Origin of the sequence: Levilactobacillus namurensis (assembly GCF_032197885.1) — a bacterium.
GTDB classification, from domain to species: Bacteria; Bacillota; Bacilli; order Lactobacillales; family Lactobacillaceae; genus Levilactobacillus; species Levilactobacillus namurensis_A.
Genome location: NZ_CP134159.1, coordinates 312210 through 331656 on the forward strand (window position 1 = coordinate 312210; position 19447 = coordinate 331656).

Consider the following 19447-nt stretch of genomic DNA (forward strand, 5'->3'; position numbering starts at 1 on the left):
CCTGGGGTGTACGTTTCAGTACCGTATCGTTAAAGATGTTGCAAACGGGGTCTGGGATTTTTTATCCCGGATGCCGTTTTTAGTTGGTTTAAAGTCCTTTGTTTCCCCAGGGAAACTTATCATGTTAAAATGAGATGAAGAAAATCCAGATTGGATTGATGCGGAGTGGGACGGGAAGCTGAGGATGATTTAATGAAAAAAAGAACTTTTTACAATCCGGAGACCGAAACGAAAGAAGAATATACGGAAGTTTGGAAAACTGAGTCTGTTTCGGTGAAGGATATTAAGGATTTACTGGTGACGAATCATTATTGGGAGGATCGAGAGGGCGAATTGTGGCTCGACTTTGAGGATCCTAACGAGAACTTTAGAGTAGCGTTTAATGCGTATCGTCGTAGAAAAGGGTACATGGAACCGCAGCAGATCAAAGACTTACGAAAGCGTCTAGGACTTGATTTACGTCGGTTTGCTGAAAGGTTGGGAATCAGTTATTCTAAGCTATCGCAAATCGAAAATAATAAGCGGGTTCAGACACTTTCACAAGAAGTTTCGTTTAGAAAAGCACAACAAGACTATCAGCGACAAGGATTCTTGACGGATTATTCAGCAACCGCGAACGTCGAAAAGCTGCTGACCGCAGCCATCGAGAATGGTGAACCTGACGGCTTAAAGCAACCGAGTGAGTTTTATGGGTTAAAAACTAAACCGGATGAGCGTTATTTTAAGATTACCAGGCGGACAGGAGGCGTTGCCTAATGACAGCTACGGCTTTGGAATCTAAAGGGTATTCAGTTAAGGAACAGAGCTATAAGAGAAATGAAACTTTCAACCAGACAGTTCAAAAGGTAACGCTTACTCCCCAAATAGCCTTAACGATTGAAAACAAGGTTAAAGAAGACAGTTTGCTAGTCAACCTGGGGGTCAAGGTAGGTTCTTTGACGGATGCTCCCTTCGAAGTTAACGTTCAAGTTTGTGGGGAATTCGTTTATCACCATGAAAAAGATACCGCTCGCGTTGGGGTGGATACCTTGATTAGGCGTAATGCAGTGGCTATTTTGTATCCGTATGTGCGTTCTTTGGTTTCCAACTTGACCAATACGTCAAATGAGTATCCGGCTTGTATCTTACCGACCATTGATGTGGCTCAGGTCCTTAAAGAACAGCCGGGGGCGTCAGAGTTAGCGGACTAAAATCAGGCGATGAAGGTATGGGCATCTAGACCAAGAACGGGTCTGGGTGCCTTCTTTGTCTGGTTCAAGGAGACGGTGGCTGACCACCGGTTCATTGGACACGGTTTGGTTGACTCAAGATGGGCGTAAGAAAGCCCCCGTGTGCGGTTACATTTCTTGCGCACGCAAATTTACCCATGACATTCCCCGATAATGCGCGTATGATAGGTGTCACGCGTTAATTTCGTGAGGCCAGTCCCCAGCAGTTTAGGGAACTGGCAAATTAAAGATAACCAAGAAAGTGAGGGGTTAGCAGATGACAGAAGAACCGCAAAGAGTGGCTGGTAAGCGGCTGGTGGCCATCGTGGCCGTGGCGCTAATGGCCTTTTTTGGAATTTTGGTGGAAACTTCGATGAACGTGACGTTCCCGACGTTGATGCGGACCATGCACGTTTCGTTGAGTACCGTGCAGTGGATCACCACCGGGTACTTATTGACGGTGGCGTTACTGATGATTACTTCGGCGTTTCTGAAACAACGCTTTACCAACCGGCAGTTATTCGTGACCGCCGCGTTGTTGTTCATTTTAGGTGATCTGATTTGTGCGCTCGCCCCTAATTTCGCCATCCTTCTATTGGGACGGTTGGTCCAATCCGGCTGTGCCGGAATCGCGATTCCGTTGATGATCAACGTGATCGTAGAAAGCGTCCCCCGGGCGCGGTTGGGCTTTTACATGGGGATGTCCAGTCTGATTCTGATGATTGCGCCCGCCAGTGGGCCCACGTTCGGGGGCTTGATGGTGTCCTTGGCTAATTGGCGGCTGATCTTCTGGGCGACGTTACCGATTGAACTCTTGATCCTGGCCTTTGGGGTCGGCGCCATTCAACAGTATTCGCCAACTAAGGACGTCAAGTTCAACTGGCACCAGTTCGCACTCCTAGCCGTGGCGTTCGTCGCGATTATGTTGGGGGTCAACAGTTTGAGCACGGCCGGCTGGTTAAGCTGGCAGTTCTTGGGCGGCTTGGTCCTGGGAATCGCGGCGTTATTGCGTTACGTCCAGGTGGCCAAGCATAGTGATAAGCAATTATTGAAGCTTGAGATTTTCCGGAATCCAATCTTTACGTACAGTTTCTTCGCCTACGTGATCCTGCAGTTCTGTAACATCGGGATCAACTTTGAGTTGCCGAACTACGCCCAAATCGTAGTGGGGGCGACCTCGTTAGCCGGTGGGCTGATGCTGTTGCCGGGAAGCCTGATTACGGCGTTAGGGTTCACCCTGATGGGGCAACGGCTGACGGTCGTGACGATTGCCGGCCTGTACATTGTCTTCAGTATTGGGCGGTCAATGGCTTTCAGTAACACCATGACTAACGGGTTAAAGGAAGTGGACATCACCCAACGGGCCGATGCCAACGCCATCTACAATACCGGTCAACAGTTCGCGGGCTCCTTAGGGACCACGATTCTGGCGGCGTTGATGTCGTCAGTCAAGGGGGGCAACCTCTCGTACGCTCATTCGACGGCGTTAGGGAGTCAGTTGGCCTTTGGGTTGATTGCGATTTTGGGAATTCTCAACTTCGGCTTTTACTTTGTCGTTTTCAAACATCAAAAGCAGGACTAGGCGCGTACCTGGTTCGAGCTGAAAAAGCGCCTTTCTTCAAATGATCAGTTCATTTGGGGAAAGGCGCTTTTAGTAGGTTATGGTCTCATGCCAGGGCGGCTAGTCGAATTCCAAGGACAGGTCTAGCGCCTGAACGCTGTTGGTCAGGTAGCCCAGCGAGAGGTAATCGACTCCGGTCCGGGCGTAGGTCGGCAGGGTAGCGGGAACGATACCGCCGGAGGCCTCGATGGTCATTTGCCGGCGCAGGTCGCTAGGAATCTGAGCACACCACCGGCGGACCGTGTCGGGCGATTGGTTGTCGATCAGGATCATCTCGACCCGACAAGCAATCGTCGCCGCCAATTCAGCGGGCGTCTCGACCTCCACCTCGATCCGCTTGGTGGGGCCGACGGCGTGGGTCAAACGACACAGAGCGGTCGGCAGGTCGGTCATCAGCCGCCAGTGGTTATCCTTGAGCATGACGGCGTCGTAGAGCCCCATGCGGTGGTTCACACCACCTCCGCACTGGACGGCATACTTGTCGAAGAGCCGCAGACCAGGGGCGGTTTTACGCGTATCCAGAATCCCAATCTGGGGATCGTTGAGGGCGTCGACCGCCGCATGGGTGGCCGTCGCGATGCCACTCATCCGTTGCATCAGGTTCAACAGGGTTCGTTCACCGGCTAACAGGACGCTTGCGGGACCACTGAGGTGACCCACGACGGTTCCCGGGGTGACCAGGTCCCCATCGCTTACGACGGGACGGTAGGTGACCGCGGGATCCAGTAGCGCCATCAGGACTGGTGGCAAAGTTTGTCCCGCCAAGACACCGGCTTGCTTAGCGATGATACGGGCCGTGATGGGCCGGTCCACGTAGGCCGCCCGGCTAGCATCTCCGGTGGCCCCCAGGTCTTCTTGGAGGAAGGCCCGTAAAGCTGGCCGGAGCGTATTAGTGGCTAGGGTCATGGGTGACCGCCCCCTTAGGTGCTAGGGCGGTATCCTTTACGCCCAAGGCCAGAAGGACGATGCCCACCAGGAGAAAGCCTATGAAGACGCCTAAAATCGCGGTTAGGGAGAACTTGAGCTGGAGTAAGAACCCGACCATGTAAGGGCCGATGGTCGCGCCAATCCGACCGATGGATTGCGCCGTCCCCATCCCGGTTGCCCGGATGGCTTGTGGGAATTGCCCCGGCGTCAGGGCAATCAACGTGCCCCAAGCCCCCAAGTCGAAGAAGGACAGCCAAGCGCCACTGGCGAGAATCGTGAAGTTGCTGTTGGCCAGACTGAAGGCCAAGACGCTGACCACGGTCCCGAAGAGGTAGATCAAGAGGACCGTCTTTCGTTGTAGCTTGCCCATCAAGTAAGCGGCTAAGTAGTACCCGGGAAGTTGGGCCAGAGTGATCAAGAGGGTGTAGCTGAAGCTATGGATGATGGTGAAGCCACGGAGTACCAGGATACTAGGCAACCAAAGGAACATCCCGTAGTAGGTCAGCATCACGATGAACCAGAGAAGACTCAAGACCAGGGTCTGCTTCCGGTAAGCGGGTTGCCAGACGGCCTTGTAGGATGGCCGGGCTTGGGGTTGCCGGGGTTGGTCGGCAGGTAAGTGGCGGCGCATCATTAAGGCGTACAGGACCGTGATAGCGGTAATCAGAACCGTGGGCCGCCAGCCGATTAGTGGCATGACCCAGAAGGCCAAGACGGAGGCTAGGAGCCAACCAATCGCCCAGAAACTATCGGCCAGGACCAGCATCCGGGACTGTTGGGTCCCGCGGTAGTGGTCGGCGATGACGGTGGCGGCGACGGGGAGTTCACCCCCCAGCCCAATCCCGGTGATGAAGCGAATCAGGATAAAGGCGGTCACATTTGGCGCTACCGTCAGGAGCAGGTTCCCGAACGAGAAGAGCAGCAGGGTATAGATCAGGACGTGCTTTCGGCCGAACCGGTCCGCTAAGTAACCGCAGATCAGCGCCCCGAAGATCATCCCCACGGACGTCGCCGAACTGACGACCCCCAGTTGAAGGGGAGACAGTTGCCACTCCGTCTTCAAGAGGGGCATGATAAAGGACAGCATCGCCACGTCCATGGCATCGAAGAGCCAGGCCGTGCCGACAATGATTAACAATCGGTAATTCTTGAGTTCCATGAAAAATTCCTCCCAAATCAGAATAAAGGTAATAAATACTTTTATTATCGTAAAATAAAAGTCGAAACGACTTTTATTCGACTTGGTATCCAATATAGGCGAGTTGCCGGCACTTGTCAAGGGAGATAGTTCAACCGGTAGACGGTCGCTGGTCGCCCGGCGTGTGCGGCGCTAGAGGTTCCCACGGCCGTCAGCAGGTGCTGGTGATTTTTCTTGAAGTTGGAATTGTCGATGGTCGCCAGGTCCCGGTGCAAGAAGACGGCGAAGATGGTCCGGGCCGCCTTGAGCGTGAACGTGGGGCCCAAGATCAACAGGATGTTGGGCTGATAGTCGAGCTTGTTGCGGATTCGGTCGCACGCGACCGTCAAGATCCAGTCGTGGTCGAAAGCCAGCTGACTGGCGGGCGTACTGACCTGCTTGACCAACTGGTTGTAGTAGCGGTCAGCCGTGGTGGTGACCGTCGAGAAGCTGGTGTGGTCGTGGTGGACCTGGTAATGGTCAGCCGCTGATTGGAAGGTAAACCACTGAGCGGCCGTGGCACCGTATCCCGGAACCAGGGCGGGCATCTCGGGGAGAAAGGTCATGTAGGCCAGTGAGAGCTGGCGTTGCCCGGGGACGCGACGGGGATGGGTGAAGGTGGCCAGTTGTTCGGTGTGGAAGCTATCCAGAGCCAAGCCAATCTTTTCCCGGACCAACCGCAGGGCCGCGTCATCGGCACTCTCGTTGAAGCGCATGGTGGTCTCGGGTAAGGCCCAGTAGTCGGGGTAGGGCGCTTCAGCGCGTTTGAGCAACAGGACGTTGACCTGTTGGGTGGCTTGATCGAAGCTCCAGATGATGTTGGTGATGGTGATGTCGGGGCGGGACATGGTGGGACCTCCTTTACGAATGAGGATAGTGTCAAAATACCGCGTCTATGAGTGAAACGCAATGGGCAGTTGGCAAAAACCACTAAGTCCCCGTGACGGTCGACTTAGTGGTTGCCTTAATGCCATTTGATCTGCAGAAACAACCGCACGAGGAGGTTCGCGAGCACGGAAACCACCAGCGAAAACGTCAAGACCACACTGAGGACCAGGATGATGGCGGCGATGCTCTTGAGCCACCCTGAAGCGGCCTGAAGCAGTGTGAGGACCACCGTAATGGCGGTGATAACGGCCGTGAAGCCAATCAAGCCCGTCTTAGAATTGGCGAAGTCGGCCTGGCTCAGGTCGAAGCCACCCACGCTGATGTTGATGGCTAAGATCAGGGCAATCAGCCAATGCCACCAAGGATCGGTGGCGCCAGTCAGCGCTTCGCGGAAGTTCTCCCAGTCCAGACTCAGCGGCGTGGTGGTCAGGGCGAGGATGCTTTGAAACAAGCTGGGTAACAGCCAAGCCGTCAGTCCCAGGAGCACCAGGCTGCACCCGAAGATGGGGGCGATACCGATAAACAGGTTCCCCGTGTTTTGGTACCAGCTATTCTGGTTCCAGGTATGGTTGACGTAGCCTAGCGTCAGGTCCCGGTCGCCGTTGGGCGTGGTCTGGTCGGGATGCGGGCGTTTCAACAGGCGGAAGCTGGTGATGTGGTGGCCGAATAAGAGCGCCACGAGTAGGTGGCTGGTCTCGTGAAAGAAGATGCCCAGCCAGCCCAGGTACAGCTCACTGTTGATTCCGCAGCCGTTCGCCAGGTAGCGCTTGGTATCGCGGTTGATGTAGGTCAGTAGCGTGATGAACAGGAACGGGATGACCAATAACCAGAGACCGACCAGCCCCAGGTTCTTAAAGATAAGCGCGTAGTCGACAGTCATCGGCTATTCCAGCAGGTCGGTGAAGGTCCCATGAACCAGGTCGGCCAGGTCGTCGGCGTTGACTTCGACCGACCGGCCAATCTGACCCGAGGAGACCAGAATCTGTCCCTGGTCGTGGGCCGTCTGGTCGATGAAGATGGGGAACTGTTTCTTTTCCCAGATACCCACCGGCGTGTTGGCACCGTGTTCGTAACCGGTGGTCTTGACCAGGTTCTTGAGGGGGATCATGTCGACCTTCTTGTTGCCGGAGACCTTGGCGAGTTTCTTCTCGTCTAAGTGTTCGTCGATCGGCAGTACGCCCACCAACGGCCCCGTGACGTTGCCACTGAGGACTAAGGTCTTGTAGATGTGGTGTTCGTCAACGTCGGCGTGGTCGACTTCCATCTGAGCCACGTCACCGGCCATGTGGGTCGCGAATTCGTATTGTTTATAAGCGACCTTGTTCTTGTCGAGAATTTGTTCCACTAACGTTTTGTGTAACCGTTTGGCTTTCCTTTTCTTTGCCATTGCGCGTCACCTTTCTGAAATTAAATTAATTGGTCCGGCCTTTAAACTAAAATGGAACGGTCACTTTTAGGGAAAAGCAGACACCGCCGGCAAAACCTGTTATACTCTAACACAGAGAAGTATCTAGTTGATGAGTAATGAGGAGATATCATGGCAGATTTAGTTTATCGACAGGTCATGCGGGACTTAAAGCAACGCATTCACCACAATGAATTCCCTAATAAGCGGCTGCCTGACGAGCGGAGCCTGAGCGAAGCGTACGGCGTGAGTCGCAGTTCGGTCAAGCGCGCGCTAAGCATCCTAGCCAACCAAGGAATTATTTTTAAAAAACGTGGGTCAGGGACCTTTATTAACCCATTATATATGAAAAACCAGACAATTTTTCAATATGAGGGGTCAAATTTAGGAATTACTGACAGTATGAAGTCGGCAGGCAACACGCCGGGCATCAAACTCTTGAGTTTTAACGTGATTCCGGCGAGTCCTGAGATTCAGCAGGATCTCTTTTTGAATCCTGGTGATTTCGTCTACGAGATTCGGCGGTTGCGGCTCTTTAACCAGCAACCGTTCATGATTGAAACGGGGTACATCCCCATCAAGATTGCGCCGAACCTCTCGCAGGAGACCGTTTCGAGTTCTATCTTTAACTATTTAGAGAGTCAGGGCAAAGTGGTCACCAAGTCGTTCATGTCGATTCAAGCGGCCCCATCGACGGCGGATGATCAGGAGCTGTTGCACCTGAAGCCCGTGGAACCGGTAGGGTTGATGGAAGGCATCTTCTTCCTGGATGACGGGACGCCGTTTGAAGTGTCGAACATGCGCCTGCACTACCAATATTTGAACTATAACACCTTTGTGTCATTAGATGAAGAATAGTCACAGTCTTGACGGTCACCTTACTGGTGGCCGTTTTTTAAACCCAATTAATCGCTAATCCCTAAAATCCTTGATAGGCTATAATTGGCATTTGCCTTACCGGGCGGCCAGCCAGGGACATTCGCGGGAAGGTTCGGTCCCAGTAGCCGATTGGCAGGGCCGTGACGCCAGTGGGCACCATTTTAAGCCGCGCCAAGACCGCCCGTCTTAAAACTGGGCCTTGGCCTAAGGTCAGAAGACCGCTGACCTAACGCCAATTTCACCGGCTGGGCCCTATCGGCTACCGGGACCTGACGTTATGCTGAAAGCCTGACCTTGAGATCAGCAACGGTAGATGTAAGCCGTGAGGGCGGTCAGCCAGGGCTCAGCAGTGAAATTTGACTTGGGGAGCGTTTTTGGCTCGCCTATTCAAAGGCCAATCTTCGAGACCGCTCTTAGGCTCGAAGTTGTGCCCACTGCGTTCCAGCCCTGGCTGGCCGCCCGGTAAGGCGAAAAAATCCACAAGCGGATTGGGAAACTTTACTTCCCTTGAGTCGTGGACCTGTTGTTTAATTAATTGGACCGTATCAATTTACAAAAAGGTTGACTTTCATTAAAAACGTTGTATGATAGGGACTGTAAACGACATCTCGGTCTGCTGAGATGGGGTTTACGCAGCTTCTATCAGCTAGATTATGCAGTATCGATTTCAAAGAAGGAGTGTTAATTACATGGCAGCAAATGCAAACTACGACTCCAAGGAATACTTGGAAGGCGTTGACCGCTACTGGCGCGCAGCCAATTATCTCTCTGTAGGTCAGTTGTTCTTACGGGACAACCCGCTGTTAAAGCGTGACCTGACTTCTGACGATGTTAAGATCAAGCCTATCGGACATTGGGGCACCATTGCGTCTCAAAACTTTATTTACGCAAACTTAAACCGGGTCATTCAAAAGTATGACTTGAACATGTTCTATATCGAAGGTTCAGGTCACGGTGGCCAAGTGATGGTATCGAACTCATATCTTGATGGTAGCTACAGTGAAATTTATCCTAACATCTCGCAAGACGAACAAGGTCTGCAACGCTTGTTCAAGCAATTCTCCTTCCCAGGTGGGGTTGCTTCTCATGCCGCACCTGAGACCCCAGGTTCCATCCACGAAGGTGGGGAACTTGGCTACAGCCTGTCCCACGGAACTGGTGCGATTTTAGATAACCCAGACGTGATCGCCGCTGTTGAAATTGGTGATGGGGAAGCCGAAACTGGTCCTTTGGCCGCTTCTTGGTTCTCCGACAAGTTCATCAACCCAATCAAAGATGGTGCGGTTCTGCCAATCATCAACATGAACGGGTTCAAGATTTCCAACCCAACGATTCTTTCTCGGATGTCCGACGAAGAATTGACCGAATACTTCAAGGGTATGGGTTGGGACCCACACTTTGTTGAAATCAGTGTCGACAACGACACCGACTACATGCGGGTCACTGAAGACATGGCCAAGGCCATGGACGACAGTATCGAAAAGATCAAGGCAATTCAAAAGAACGCCCGTGAAAACAACGATGATACGTTGCCACACTGGCCAATGATCATCTTCCGTTCCCCTAAGGGCTGGACTGGTCCTAAGCATGACTTGGACGGCAACCCAATCGAAGGGTCCTTCCGGGCTCACCAAGTTCCAATTCCAGTTTCCGCTGGTGACATGGAACACGTTGACCTGTTGACCGACTGGTTGAAGTCTTACAAGCCAGAGGAACTCTTCAACGAAGACGGAACGATCAAGCAAGAAGTTCGGGACATGGCGCCTAAGGGTGACCAACGGATGGCAATGAACCCAATCACCAATGGTGGGATCAAGCCAGAACCATTGAAGTTGCCAGATTACAAGAAGTACGCCCTCGACATTCAAGAACATGGGAAGACCATTGCTCAAGACATGTTAGTCTGGTCCAAGTACTTGGCCGACATCATGAAGTTGAACCCGAATAACTTCCGGGGCTTCGGTCCTGATGAAACCAAGTCTAACCGGCTGTACCACGCCTTAGACTACGGGAAGCGTCAATGGGAAGAAGACATTCACGAACCATATGATGAAAATATGGCCCCACATGGTCGGATCATTGACTCACAACTTTCCGAACACCAAGCTGAAGGTTGGTTGGAAGGTTACGTCCTGACTGGTCGTCACGGTTACTTCGCCACCTATGAAGCCTTCGGTCGGGTCGTTGACTCGATGTTGACGCAACACATGAAGTGGTTGCGGAAGGCCGGCGAACAAGACTGGCGTCACGACTACCCATCCTTGAACTTCGTGGATACTTCCACTGTGTTCCAACAAGACCACAACGGATACACCCACCAAGATCCAGGTCTGTTAACGCATATGGCTGAAAAAAAGGCCAGCTTGGTTCGTGAATACCTGCCAGCTGATGCCAACACCTTGTTAGCCGTCTCTGATGTGGCTTTCCGGAGCCGCAGCAAGATCAACGTGCTGGTTACGTCCAAGCACCCACGGCCACAATGGTTCTCCATTGATGAAGCCACGAACCTGGTTCACAATGGTCTGGGCTACGTTGACTGGGCATCGACTGATCAAGGTCAAGAACCAGACATCGTCTTTGCTTCTGCCGGAACTGAACCAACTTGGGAATCCTTAGCCGCAATTTCTCTGCTGCATGATGAATTCCCAGAGATGAAGATCCGTTACATCAACGTGGTCGACATCCTGAAGTTGCGTTCACCTAAGTTGGACCCTCGTGGCCTCTCCGATGAAGAATTCGACCGTCTGTTCACCACGGACAAGCCTGTCATCTTTGCATGGCACGGTTTCGAAGGGATGATTAAGGACCTGTTCTTCGACCGGCACAACCACAACTTGCACGTTCATGGCTACCGTGAAAACGGGGACATTACCACGCCATTCGACATGCGGGTTCTTAACCAGTTGGATCGCTTCGACTTGGCTAAGGAAGCGGTCAACGACATTCCAGAATATGCCGTTAAGGGCGCTTACTTCGTTCAACGCATGGATGACATGGTCGCTAAGCACACGGCTTACATCCGTGAGGTTGGGACCGACTTGCCAGAAGTAAACAACTGGCAATGGAAGCCATTGAAGTAATTACGGAATAAGTTCCGAATGCATCTTAATTAAAATGAAGGACACGGTTGTCCAGCGTTACGACGTTGGCTGACCGTGTCCTTTTTGGGTTCCTGGGGATAAGTCTAGTTCGACGGGGGTTATCCCCAAAGACGGGGAATCATCTGGGGATACTGGGGATAATTCTGTGGATAAATGGTCCAGAATCCTAAAAATTACCAGTTAAAGTTATCAACAGGTGGATAACTTTAGCTGAAGCCAGATAAAAAAACCGTTTCAGTCATGGCTAAGCTGAAACGGTCGTTGACGTATACAGGAGTTTGACAACTTACTTATTCCTTCCAGAACTGGATTCCAGTTGGTTTAGCCCAGGCACGTAGTCTCCGGTTGGCCATCCGCTTCTTGTGTGCGGCCCATTGATGGTAACAGAACGTAATCAGACCGTAAACGAAGAAGAAGAGAACCAAAAACGTAAAGAACGTGGATAGCCCAGAGGTGACAGAACTAGTCAAAATATCAAACATAACGATTACCCCCCATAATCATAATGTTGCCGCCAGAACACTTCTTTCGATGAAACGTGGTGCTGGCTGACGGTTCCCCCGCTACATGATAAATATACCGTGGATAACTGATTTTAGTAAAAAAACGTACCTGGTTGGGGTATTTTGATAGGTTAAACTAACCTACCGTCAAAGTACGGTGAGTGTCAGGCAAAAATTAATTCCAGGTTCAGCATCGTGATGATGCCCGCCAGCGCATACCCGACGAATTGAGTCGCCCGGTGATTCGTGTGCGCGCCCATCAGGGTCTGGTCGCTGGTCAGGTGAATCAACGGAAATAGGGTGAAGGGCAGCGCCACGCTCAAGACAATCTGGGCGTCGATGATCATGTTCTCAAAGGCCTGGTCGTTAAAGCCCACAACGGCCCCGACCACCAGAATGGGGACCAGGGTGACCGCGCGGGTCAGTAGACGCCGTTGCCAGAGGGGCAACCGAATATGGAGGTAGCCTTCCATGACGATCTGCCCCGAAAGCGTGCTGGTGATGGAGGAGATCAGGCCAGTAATCAGGAGGGCAAAGGCGAAGAGCCAACTCATGACCGGGCTGGCTAAGTTGCCTACCACGGTAGGATCTTTGAGGCTGTAGAAAACGCCTTGTAGACTGCTGAGGTGGCCGGTGGTCTGCCAGAAGAGGGTGCCGCCCAAGATTAAGAGGAGCGCGTTGATGAGGAGCGCCGCAATCAGGTGCACGGTCGAGTCCCAGCGGGCGAACCGCAGTGCTTCGGTGACCTGCCGGGGGTCGTGCTGGTCGTAGCGGCGACTCTGGGCGAGGGATGAGTGGAGGTACAGATTATGCGGCATGATGGTGGCTCCCACAATGCCTAAGCTCAGTACCAGTTCAGCGTGGTGGGTCAGTAACCGGGGCGTGGGTACCAGGCCGGTGGCGATGGCGTGCCAAGCGGGATGGGCCCGGAAGACCTCTAAACCAAAAATCACGCCGACGGTCACGATGGCAGCTAACACGATGAATTCCACGCGCCGGATACCGAAACGCAGGAAGAGTAAGACTACCAGGACATCCAGGATCGTGAGGAGAATCCCCCAGAGTAGGGGCAGGCCGAAGAGGAGTTTTAGCGCAATGGCGGTGCCTAAGACCCCGGTCAGGTCGGTCGCCATCATGGCCACCTCGTTGAGGAGCCAGAGCAGGATACGCCCGCTAGTGGGCAAGCGTCCGGCGATAGCTTGGGCCAGGTCCAACCGGGAGACTACCCCCAGCTTGATGGCCAGGGCCTGCATGAACATGGCAATCAGGATAGCAATCCAGAGGACGGCTAATAGGGTGTAGCGGTACTGACTGCCGCCGGCCAGAGACGTCAACCAGTTGCCGGGGTCCATGTACCCCACGGCCACCAGGGCGCCGGGCCCGCTGTAGGCTAGGAATTTCTGAAAGAAGCTGGGCTCGTAGACGCTGGGGACCCGGACACTGGCGTTGATTTCTTCTAGACTGGGCCGGTCGGGTTTAGTGGGCATGCGCAACGCTTCCTTTCAATTGGTGAACGGCTAGGTCGGCCAGAAATTGACTGAACGCTGGGTCACCGTTCATGGGCGGGACCAACTGGTAGGCGTCGCCCCCGCTGGCTTTGAAGGCCTGGTAGTTTTGGACGTTATCCTCTTCCAGGGTTTCCAGACAGTCAGCCACAAAGGAGGGCGTGGTGATCAGGACGTTGCGCTTGCCCAGTTCGACCAGTTGCAGCAGCGTATTCTTTAAGTAGGGCTTGAGCCAGGGCATTGGTCCGAACTTGGACTGGTAGGTGGTCGTGACTTTGGCTGCGGGGAGCTCGGGAAGATACTTGAGCACGCCCGCGGTCGTGGCTTCGCACTCGGCCTGGTAGGGGTCACCGTGGCGGACCATGGCGGTGGGAATACTGTGATAACTGAACAGGACCGCGTCGTAGTCCCGCTGTTGTAAGGCGCTATGTAAATGGTGGGCCAGGAGCTTTTGGTACGTCGGCTGGTCGTAGAAGTGGTGGACGATGGTGATGGGCACGTCGGCGGCTTGAGCCTGGTGGATGATGGGGGCCGTAGTGCTTTGGGTGTACTGGGGGAAGAGCGGCAGGACCACGGTTTGCTCACACCCCGCCTGAGCCATGGCCTGGAGTGTGGGGCCGATGTGGGGCTCTCCGTAAGTCATGGCGTAGCGGACGTCCCAGTCGGGCAACGCTTGTTGGACTTGGTCGGTCATGATTTGGGTGTAGGCCACCAGTGGCGACCCGCTTTTCGTCCAGATATGTTGGTAGAAGGTGGCGGAGCGCCAAGAGCGCAGGGGGAGAATGATACCCCGCAGGAGGGGCTGCCAGAACCATTGAGGCAGTTCGATCACGTTGGGGTCGCTTAGGAACTCACGTAGGTACCGTTTGACATCTGGGGTTCGCGGCGTGGCGGGTGAGCCCAGGTTGACTAAGAGTAAGCCAGTTTTCATTAAAAAAACCTCCTTGGCACCCACCGTTCGATTCTGACGAGCGGTGGACTGTGCTATCATGAGACATAGCTTATTTTTGGGGCGGGGTCAGGCTGACGGCCGTAATCTTGACGGCGTAGCGGGCGGCGGGCGCCTGAACCGTCACGGTCTCGCCGGGATGGTGGCCGAAGATGGCCTTTCCCAATGGGGAGACCCGGGTGGTTTTGCCGGCGTCGAGGTCCGCTTCAGCGGCACCCACCAGCTGATAAGTCGCGGTCTCGTGGTCGTCTAAGAAGTCCAGGGTGACCCACTTGCCCAGTTCGACGGTGTCGTTGGCCTGTGGGGTCACGACTTTGGCGTATTGGAGCTGTTTGTTCAAGAACCGTAGGCGGCTTTCCAGGTGACGCAGGTCCCGTTTGGCGGCACTGTATTCGGCATTTTCGGATAAATCACCGTGCGCCCGGGCCTCGGCCAGACTGGCAATCTTCTTGGGCCGGTCCACTTCCAAAGCATGAATCTTCGCTTGAATCTGGTGGTAACCAGCCGCAGTAATCGGATTAAATTGATTAGGCATCAAAGCACCTCCGTTTAGTTTGGATCATTCGCCTTACCGGGCGTCCAGACAGGGCTGGAACGCCGTGGGCACCACTTCGAGCCACAGAGCGGTCTCGAAGCTGGGCCTTATTCTAAGCCGGCTGAGGAACGCCAGCTAAGAATAATTTCACGGCTGAGCCCTGTCTGGACGCCCTCTCGGCTAACACTAGCCGTTGAATTGGACCTCACGTGGTTGAAAAATAACCACCACCGTTAGGCCCCAACAGCCGATAGGGCCCAGCCGGTGACATTAGCGTTAGGCCAGTGGGCTGCTGGCCTTAGGCTAAGGCCGAGCTTTGAGATTCGCGGGTTTGGCGAAGCTCAAAGTCGTGCCCACTGGCGTCACGGCCCTGCCAATCGGCTGTTGGGGCCGTCTGAACCCGCGGACCGTCGAACGCCCGGTAAGGCGACCAGTTTCATCTCATCTCAGCACTATGCAACTAGATAATAACTTTATTTTAACGCAGAACCGGAAAGGAAGACATGCACATGCGATTAACCTTTAAGTACTGGGCCCGAGAGGCGGGAATTGGCCTACTGTTTACGGCCGTGATTGCCTTGTTAGGCCACTTCAACTATACCCAACTACGGCTGATGCCCGGAATGACGGGGGCGGACTGGTACTTCGTGGCCAGCTGGCTGTGCTTCCCGTTCGCCAAGTGGGCCATCTTGGAAGACCATCGCCAAGTCGACGCCCCCACGATTCACCGGCGCCGGAAGCACCGGGCCGCGGACGATACGGCGTCGGTTTACGAAAAAGCCCACCAGCGATCAACCAAGCTGCAGGCCGCCCCGAAAACCGCGTTGGCCTGGTACTGGCGCTTGGCCGTGGATCTCTTGTTGGCCTTCATTGCGCCGGTGGTTTTAGGCGGATTTTTGACGTATTTGCTACGGCACAATTGAGTTGTTTGTCCGTTTAACACATTAACGTTGTTTTTTTGACGTTTTTGTAGCTTATCGGTTGATTGATTGCGGGCATGTTATAGTAACAGTGTTGGAAAGGGTCAGTGAGAGTTGGATAAGCTGATTCGACGGGGAAACTACCCATGCGAGTAGTTTTGACCATCATCTAAGAGATAGGGACATTAATCACAGTGTGCCGAGGAGTAAGAGAATATTGGTATGACTAGTCGGTAAGCCGGATTGAGGCTGAACTTGGGGGAGTGCGAATCAATCCGCTAGATGACACAGTCCTGTAAAAAACGGTAGCGTCCGTGAGACGATGCCGTTTTTGTTGTCAAAAAGATTGCAACCGATGCCATTTCACGTTACATTAGTGGTGAATATGTGAAGGGGGTGAGTTATGTGTTAGCCGTTTATCTTTGTGAAGATAATCCAGCGCAATTGAAACACTATACGGAAGTTGTGCAACGCTATATTCTGATCAACGATTTTGACATGCGGGTCCAGCTGGCGACGGCCAGTCCCAAAGCCCTGATCGATCGGATTCAGGCGGACACCCCACAGTATGCCCTATTCTTTTTGGATATTGAGTTTCCGGCCGAAGACATGACCGGCTTAGAAGCGGCCATTGCCGTGCGCCAGCAATTGGGATTCGCGGAGATCGTCTTCGTGACCACCCATTCGGAGATGGCGTTACTGACTTTTGAACGAAAAGTAGAGCCTATGGACTTCATCGTTAAGGACCTGGGACGCGACCAGGTCGACCAGAAGATCCGGGAGAACATTGACTACGGATATCAGCGCTACACCACTTATTTGGAGAACACGGAAAACCTCTTCAGTTATACGATCGGTGGCCGAACCTTTAGTCTGCCTATGGGGGACGTGTACTTCATTGCGACGGCCGAGACCCCGCATAAAGTGTCGGTGCACGCGGCCAATCAATTAGTCGAGTTCCCGGGCTACCTGAAGGACATCGCGGATCAGTACCCGGAGCTCTACCGGGTCGACAAGAGTTACTTAGTTAACTTAAGTAACGTCAGTGGCCTAGACGTCGACAAACGGCGGTTGATCTTTCCTAATGGCGACCAGACCGACGTGGCGACCCGGAAATTTCATGCGGTCAAAACGCTGGTGCAAAAGTATCTTAAATCACGAGAAGGTGATCAGTCGTGATGCTTCATTGGTTTGATCAGAACTTCTGGGTCAACTTCGTGTTGGCGCTGACCATGCAGTGGTTCTGGACCCTCTGGGTGGGCGAAGTCCGGCCTCAGAACTGGTTATTACCCCTTAAATGGTTATGGTGGGCCTTGGTGGCCGCGGTCATCGGGCAAGAGTGGGCGTTAGTCATCCCACCATTGGCCGCGTTAGGCTATCTGGTGCACCGCCGCAGGTACTTGGTGGTCATCTTCACCAACGTGACTTTGGTGATTGCTTTGATCGTGGTCCTGGTCAACGACCTGTGTCTCCAGACCACGATTGAGATCTGGGGCGCCACGTTTGCCGCCAGCTTCTGGGGCATTGTCAGCCGGTTAGCGGTCCAGGTCCTGATCTATTCGTTAATCTCCCTGGGTGTGGCTGCCATGCACATCCAGCCCGGAAACCTGTCCCAACTGGCCTTTAGCCGTAAGGAACAGCTCACGGTCATGACGCTCCTGGTGCTTCTGGGCTTAATGGCTAGTCTGTCGGGTCAGGTCATTCACGCGCTGGACCTGCCCCACGGCCTCCTGACGTTTGCCCTGGCCATCGAATCCTTTATGGTGGGGTTGATCGTCTTGAGTCTGTTCTTCTTCCTACGGAGCTTCTTCTCCCGGCAGCGTGCCCGAATCAACTACCAGGAGAGTATTCTCCAGACGCGTTATGATCGGCGGATATCGAACCAAGTCCGGGCGATTCGGGACTTCAAGCGGACCTATCAGAAGCAGATGTTGCGGTTGGGCGACTACCTCGATGCGGAGGACTACCAGGGCCTCGCCGACTACTTCAAAACGCTGGACAAGCACTGGCAGACCACCAAGCAACTGGTAGGCCTAGAAGTGGATGGCCTGCAGCGGTTGAATGATCCACCCCTGAAGAGTCTGTTATTTCAGAAGATTCTGGCCGCCCAGAACCGGGGCTGGCATTTTCGCTTGGAGATTCCCGACACGGTCCAGGCGATTCCCATGAACAACGTCCAGCTTTTGCGGGTCATGGGGGTCTTGCTGGACAACGCGGTCGAAGCACCGCCGATGGGGGACTTACCCGAGATCTACTGTGCGATTCTGGATTATCCCGATGCCGTGGAGCTGGCCGTGGCGAACCCCGTTTCGGTGACTGATCCGCCTAAACTAAACCGCATCATGGAGGCGGGGTACACCACCAAAGGGGGCAGTCACGGCCTCGGCCTCAGTACGGTGAAGGAAATTATTGACCAGACAGCGAACGCTTCGCTGCAGGTAGCCTTAAAACGAGGTCGGCTCTACTTTACGGTCATCTTAACGAAGGGGGAACGGGGGGCATGATTGCCGTTAATGGTTGGAGCTTGTGGCTGGCGGAAGTCTCACTGGTCTACTGGTTCGTCTACTTTCAGTATTATTGGTTCCCCCAGTTGCGTCCGCAACCATTCACGGGATTTTGTTTTTTGATGGGGTTAGTCTACGCGTGTCTGGACCGGGCACTGGTGAACTTGCCCCAGACGGCCTGGTTGAGTGCGTTGCCCGCAATCGTCTTACTGACGATCGAGCTGGGATGCCTAGGACCTAAACGGTGGGTTTACCTGCCCGCGTTACTTAACGTGACGGTGTTTGCCTACCTGTTCAAGGAGTTCGTCGATACCTTGAGCATCTCGTTGACGATTCTCACCACCAACATGCAATTCGCGGCGTCGTTACCGGGAACCGTGACGGAATTGTTGTTCGATAACGTGATTTTTGCCTTGTTGGTCATGGCGTTAGGCGTCACGCAGGCCCCCATGGAGAACCTAATTCGGGCCATGCTGAACCGGCCGATGGAGTATCTCCTATTGGTCTTCATGCTGTGCCTGGCCATCGTCTTCATGCTCTTCGAGTACACGTTACAGCTGTTGAACTGGTCGTCCATGTACGTCCTATTCATGACGGCCGTCTCGGGGACCCTGATGGTGGGGTTGTCACTATCGACCTATGTCCTGATGCAGACCCACCTTCAGCAGAGCCATGCGGAGTCCCAGCGGCAGCAACAGGCCTTCCGGCAACAGTATTCCACGGAGCTCTCCCGCCAGATGGAGGCGGTTCGAAAGTTTCGCCACGACTATCAGAACATGTTGCTGGGCTTGGGCGGCTACTTAGCGGACCACGATTACGCGGGCTTTCGTCAGCTCTACATCGATATTCGGTCCGGTTGGGAGACCAGTGATGCCGCCGACCTGACTATCGATGACCTGGAAAATATGCCGCGGGGTATCGTCCGGTACGCGCTGTACCACGCTTACCTCTTCGCACAACGGGCGGGGGTCAACTTATTCGTCCGGATTCCCCAGCCCCTGACGGCGACGGTCTTGGTGACTCGGCAACTCAGCCAGTTTCTCGACCAAGCGCTACCGGTGATCATCCAGGCCGTGGCCAAGGTCGAACCGGCGATGGTCACCTTGGAGCTAACGGCGACCCGGGACGCGACCCTGTTACAGGTGACCTTTCCGGTGCCGGATGCAACCAAGGTGGTGGGGCACCACAGTGTGCAGGGCCCCGCGTTCGCCCTGGATTTTGCCCCGTTATTGCGGGAGCTAGCGGATGATGTGACCAGTCAAGTTCGAATCAAGTTGCATTGGGGGCAACTCTTGATCGTGTTGCCGATGCGTTAGGGGCGCAGC

18 protein-coding genes are annotated in these 19447 nt (G+C 54.0%); 9 read left to right on the forward strand and 9 right to left on the reverse strand.

Features of this window, described 5'->3' with window-relative positions:
• Positions 1-192 precede the first annotated feature (192 nt).
• The 3 genes from RIN67_RS01240 (at position 193) to RIN67_RS01250 (ending at position 2790) form a co-directional block, all read left to right on the forward strand.
• On the forward strand, positions 193-756 hold the full coding sequence (locus RIN67_RS01240) for a helix-turn-helix domain-containing protein (protein ID WP_264999487.1): 564 nt from the start codon (positions 193-195) through the stop codon (positions 754-756).
• Positions 756-1190, forward strand: a complete 435-nt coding sequence (locus RIN67_RS01245) for a protein-export chaperone SecB (protein WP_264999486.1) — start codon at positions 756-758, stop codon at positions 1188-1190. The genes RIN67_RS01240 and RIN67_RS01245 overlap by 1 nt, the downstream gene beginning before the upstream one ends.
• Positions 1191-1485: 295 nt before the next feature.
• Complete coding sequence (locus RIN67_RS01250; protein ID WP_313826087.1) at positions 1486-2790, forward strand: MFS transporter; 1305 nt, start codon at positions 1486-1488, stop codon at positions 2788-2790.
• A 99-nt stretch (positions 2791-2889) separates the two neighbouring features.
• Here the strand turns inward: RIN67_RS01250 and nadC are convergent, their stop codons facing one another.
• From nadC to ybaK, 5 genes are all read right to left on the reverse strand, one after another.
• Entirely contained in the window at positions 2890-3735 is an 846-nt protein-coding gene (nadC, locus tag RIN67_RS01255; RefSeq protein ID WP_264999745.1) for a carboxylating nicotinate-nucleotide diphosphorylase, read from the reverse strand.
• Positions 3719-4915, reverse strand: a complete 1197-nt coding sequence (locus RIN67_RS01260) for an MFS transporter (protein WP_024747088.1) — start codon at positions 4913-4915, stop codon at positions 3719-3721. Before RIN67_RS01260 ends, nadC begins: the two co-directional genes overlap by 17 nt.
• A 116-nt stretch (positions 4916-5031) precedes the next feature.
• A complete protein-coding gene (locus RIN67_RS01265; protein WP_264999744.1) occupies positions 5032-5781 on the reverse strand; it encodes an NUDIX domain-containing protein in 750 nt (249 codons plus the stop codon).
• Positions 5782-5897: 116 nt separating this feature from the next.
• A complete protein-coding gene (locus tag RIN67_RS01270; protein ID WP_264999743.1) occupies positions 5898-6701 on the reverse strand; it encodes a hypothetical protein in 804 nt (267 codons plus the stop codon).
• Between the two features lie 3 nt (positions 6702-6704).
• Entirely contained in the window at positions 6705-7208 is a 504-nt protein-coding gene (gene ybaK, locus RIN67_RS01275) for a Cys-tRNA(Pro) deacylase (protein ID WP_264999742.1), read from the reverse strand.
• Between the two features lie 150 nt (positions 7209-7358).
• On the opposite strand from ybaK, the gene RIN67_RS01280 reads away from it, so the two are divergent.
• Both RIN67_RS01280 and RIN67_RS01285 read left to right on the forward strand, forming a co-directional pair.
• Entirely contained in the window at positions 7359-8084 is a 726-nt protein-coding gene (locus RIN67_RS01280; protein WP_024747092.1) for a GntR family transcriptional regulator, read from the forward strand.
• A 710-nt stretch (positions 8085-8794) separates the two neighbouring features.
• Positions 8795-11185 carry a phosphoketolase family protein gene (locus RIN67_RS01285; RefSeq protein WP_107740073.1) on the forward strand — a complete coding sequence of 797 codons (2391 nt, stop codon included), beginning with the start codon at positions 8795-8797 and terminating at the stop codon, positions 11183-11185.
• A 311-nt stretch (positions 11186-11496) separates the two neighbouring features.
• On the opposite strand, the gene RIN67_RS01290 is transcribed toward RIN67_RS01285, so the two are convergent.
• The 4 genes from RIN67_RS01290 to greA form a co-directional block, all read right to left on the reverse strand.
• Positions 11497-11688 (reverse strand): hypothetical protein, encoded by a 192-nt coding sequence (locus RIN67_RS01290; RefSeq protein ID WP_056944884.1) that lies wholly within the window; start codon positions 11686-11688, stop codon positions 11497-11499.
• A 185-nt stretch (positions 11689-11873) separates the two neighbouring features.
• The gene (locus RIN67_RS01295; protein ID WP_264999741.1) at positions 11874-13196 is read right to left on the reverse strand and encodes an Nramp family divalent metal transporter; all 1323 of its coding nucleotides are present in this window, start codon (positions 13194-13196) and stop codon (positions 11874-11876) included.
• Positions 13186-14145, reverse strand: coding sequence for a ferrochelatase (gene hemH, locus RIN67_RS01300; RefSeq protein WP_264999740.1), 960 nt, complete (start codon positions 14143-14145; stop codon positions 13186-13188). Before hemH ends, RIN67_RS01295 begins: the two co-directional genes overlap by 11 nt.
• 70 nt (positions 14146-14215) lie before the next feature.
• On the reverse strand, positions 14216-14698 hold the full coding sequence (gene greA, locus RIN67_RS01305) for a transcription elongation factor GreA (RefSeq protein WP_264999739.1): 483 nt from the start codon (positions 14696-14698) through the stop codon (positions 14216-14218).
• A gap of 509 nt (positions 14699-15207) precedes the next feature.
• On the opposite strand from greA, the gene RIN67_RS01310 reads away from it, so the two are divergent.
• The 4 genes from RIN67_RS01310 to RIN67_RS01325 all read left to right on the forward strand — a co-directional run bounded on the left by RIN67_RS01310 (position 15208) and on the right by RIN67_RS01325 (position 19438).
• Entirely contained in the window at positions 15208-15621 is a 414-nt protein-coding gene (locus RIN67_RS01310) for a hypothetical protein (RefSeq protein WP_264999738.1), read from the forward strand.
• Positions 15622-16023: 402 nt separating this feature from the next.
• The gene (locus RIN67_RS01315) at positions 16024-16797 is read left to right on the forward strand and encodes a response regulator transcription factor (protein ID WP_024747099.1); all 774 of its coding nucleotides are present in this window, start codon (positions 16024-16026) and stop codon (positions 16795-16797) included.
• Positions 16797-18122, forward strand: a complete 1326-nt coding sequence (locus RIN67_RS01320; protein ID WP_264999746.1) for a sensor histidine kinase — start codon at positions 16797-16799, stop codon at positions 18120-18122. Before RIN67_RS01315 ends, RIN67_RS01320 begins: the two co-directional genes overlap by 1 nt.
• Positions 18119-19438, forward strand: a complete 1320-nt coding sequence (locus RIN67_RS01325; protein WP_304058101.1) for a signal transduction protein — start codon at positions 18119-18121, stop codon at positions 19436-19438. Before RIN67_RS01320 ends, RIN67_RS01325 begins: the two co-directional genes overlap by 4 nt.
• Positions 19439-19447 lie beyond the last annotated feature (9 nt).

What these genes read in the sequence shown, in the direction of transcription:
- RIN67_RS01240 (WP_264999487.1), top strand. Translation starts at nt 193, where the DNA reads ATGAAAAAAAGAACTTTTTACAATCCGGAGACCGAAACGAAAGAAGAA.
- RIN67_RS01245 (WP_264999486.1), top strand. Translation starts at nt 756, where the DNA reads ATGACAGCTACGGCTTTGGAATCTAAAGGGTATTCAGTTAAGGAACAG.
- RIN67_RS01250 (WP_313826087.1), top strand. Translation starts at nt 1,486, where the DNA reads ATGACAGAAGAACCGCAAAGAGTGGCTGGTAAGCGGCTGGTGGCCATC.
- nadC (WP_264999745.1), bottom strand. Translation starts at nt 3,735, where the DNA reads ATGACCCTAGCCACTAATACGCTCCGGCCAGCTTTACGGGCCTTCCTC.
- RIN67_RS01260 (WP_024747088.1), bottom strand. Translation starts at nt 4,915, where the DNA reads ATGGAACTCAAGAATTACCGATTGTTAATCATTGTCGGCACGGCCTGG.
- RIN67_RS01265 (WP_264999744.1), bottom strand. Translation starts at nt 5,781, where the DNA reads ATGTCCCGCCCCGACATCACCATCACCAACATCATCTGGAGCTTCGAT.
- RIN67_RS01270 (WP_264999743.1), bottom strand. Translation starts at nt 6,701, where the DNA reads ATGACTGTCGACTACGCGCTTATCTTTAAGAACCTGGGGCTGGTCGGT.
- ybaK (WP_264999742.1), bottom strand. Translation starts at nt 7,208, where the DNA reads ATGGCAAAGAAAAGGAAAGCCAAACGGTTACACAAAACGTTAGTGGAA.
- RIN67_RS01280 (WP_024747092.1), top strand. Translation starts at nt 7,359, where the DNA reads ATGGCAGATTTAGTTTATCGACAGGTCATGCGGGACTTAAAGCAACGC.
- RIN67_RS01285 (WP_107740073.1), top strand. Translation starts at nt 8,795, where the DNA reads ATGGCAGCAAATGCAAACTACGACTCCAAGGAATACTTGGAAGGCGTT.
- RIN67_RS01290 (WP_056944884.1), bottom strand. Translation starts at nt 11,688, where the DNA reads ATGTTTGATATTTTGACTAGTTCTGTCACCTCTGGGCTATCCACGTTC.
- RIN67_RS01295 (WP_264999741.1), bottom strand. Translation starts at nt 13,196, where the DNA reads ATGCCCACTAAACCCGACCGGCCCAGTCTAGAAGAAATCAACGCCAGT.
- hemH (WP_264999740.1), bottom strand. Translation starts at nt 14,145, where the DNA reads ATGAAAACTGGCTTACTCTTAGTCAACCTGGGCTCACCCGCCACGCCG.
- greA (WP_264999739.1), bottom strand. Translation starts at nt 14,698, where the DNA reads ATGCCTAATCAATTTAATCCGATTACTGCGGCTGGTTACCACCAGATT.
- RIN67_RS01310 (WP_264999738.1), top strand. Translation starts at nt 15,208, where the DNA reads ATGCGATTAACCTTTAAGTACTGGGCCCGAGAGGCGGGAATTGGCCTA.
- RIN67_RS01320 (WP_264999746.1), top strand. Translation starts at nt 16,797, where the DNA reads ATGCTTCATTGGTTTGATCAGAACTTCTGGGTCAACTTCGTGTTGGCG.
- RIN67_RS01325 (WP_304058101.1), top strand. Translation starts at nt 18,119, where the DNA reads ATGATTGCCGTTAATGGTTGGAGCTTGTGGCTGGCGGAAGTCTCACTG.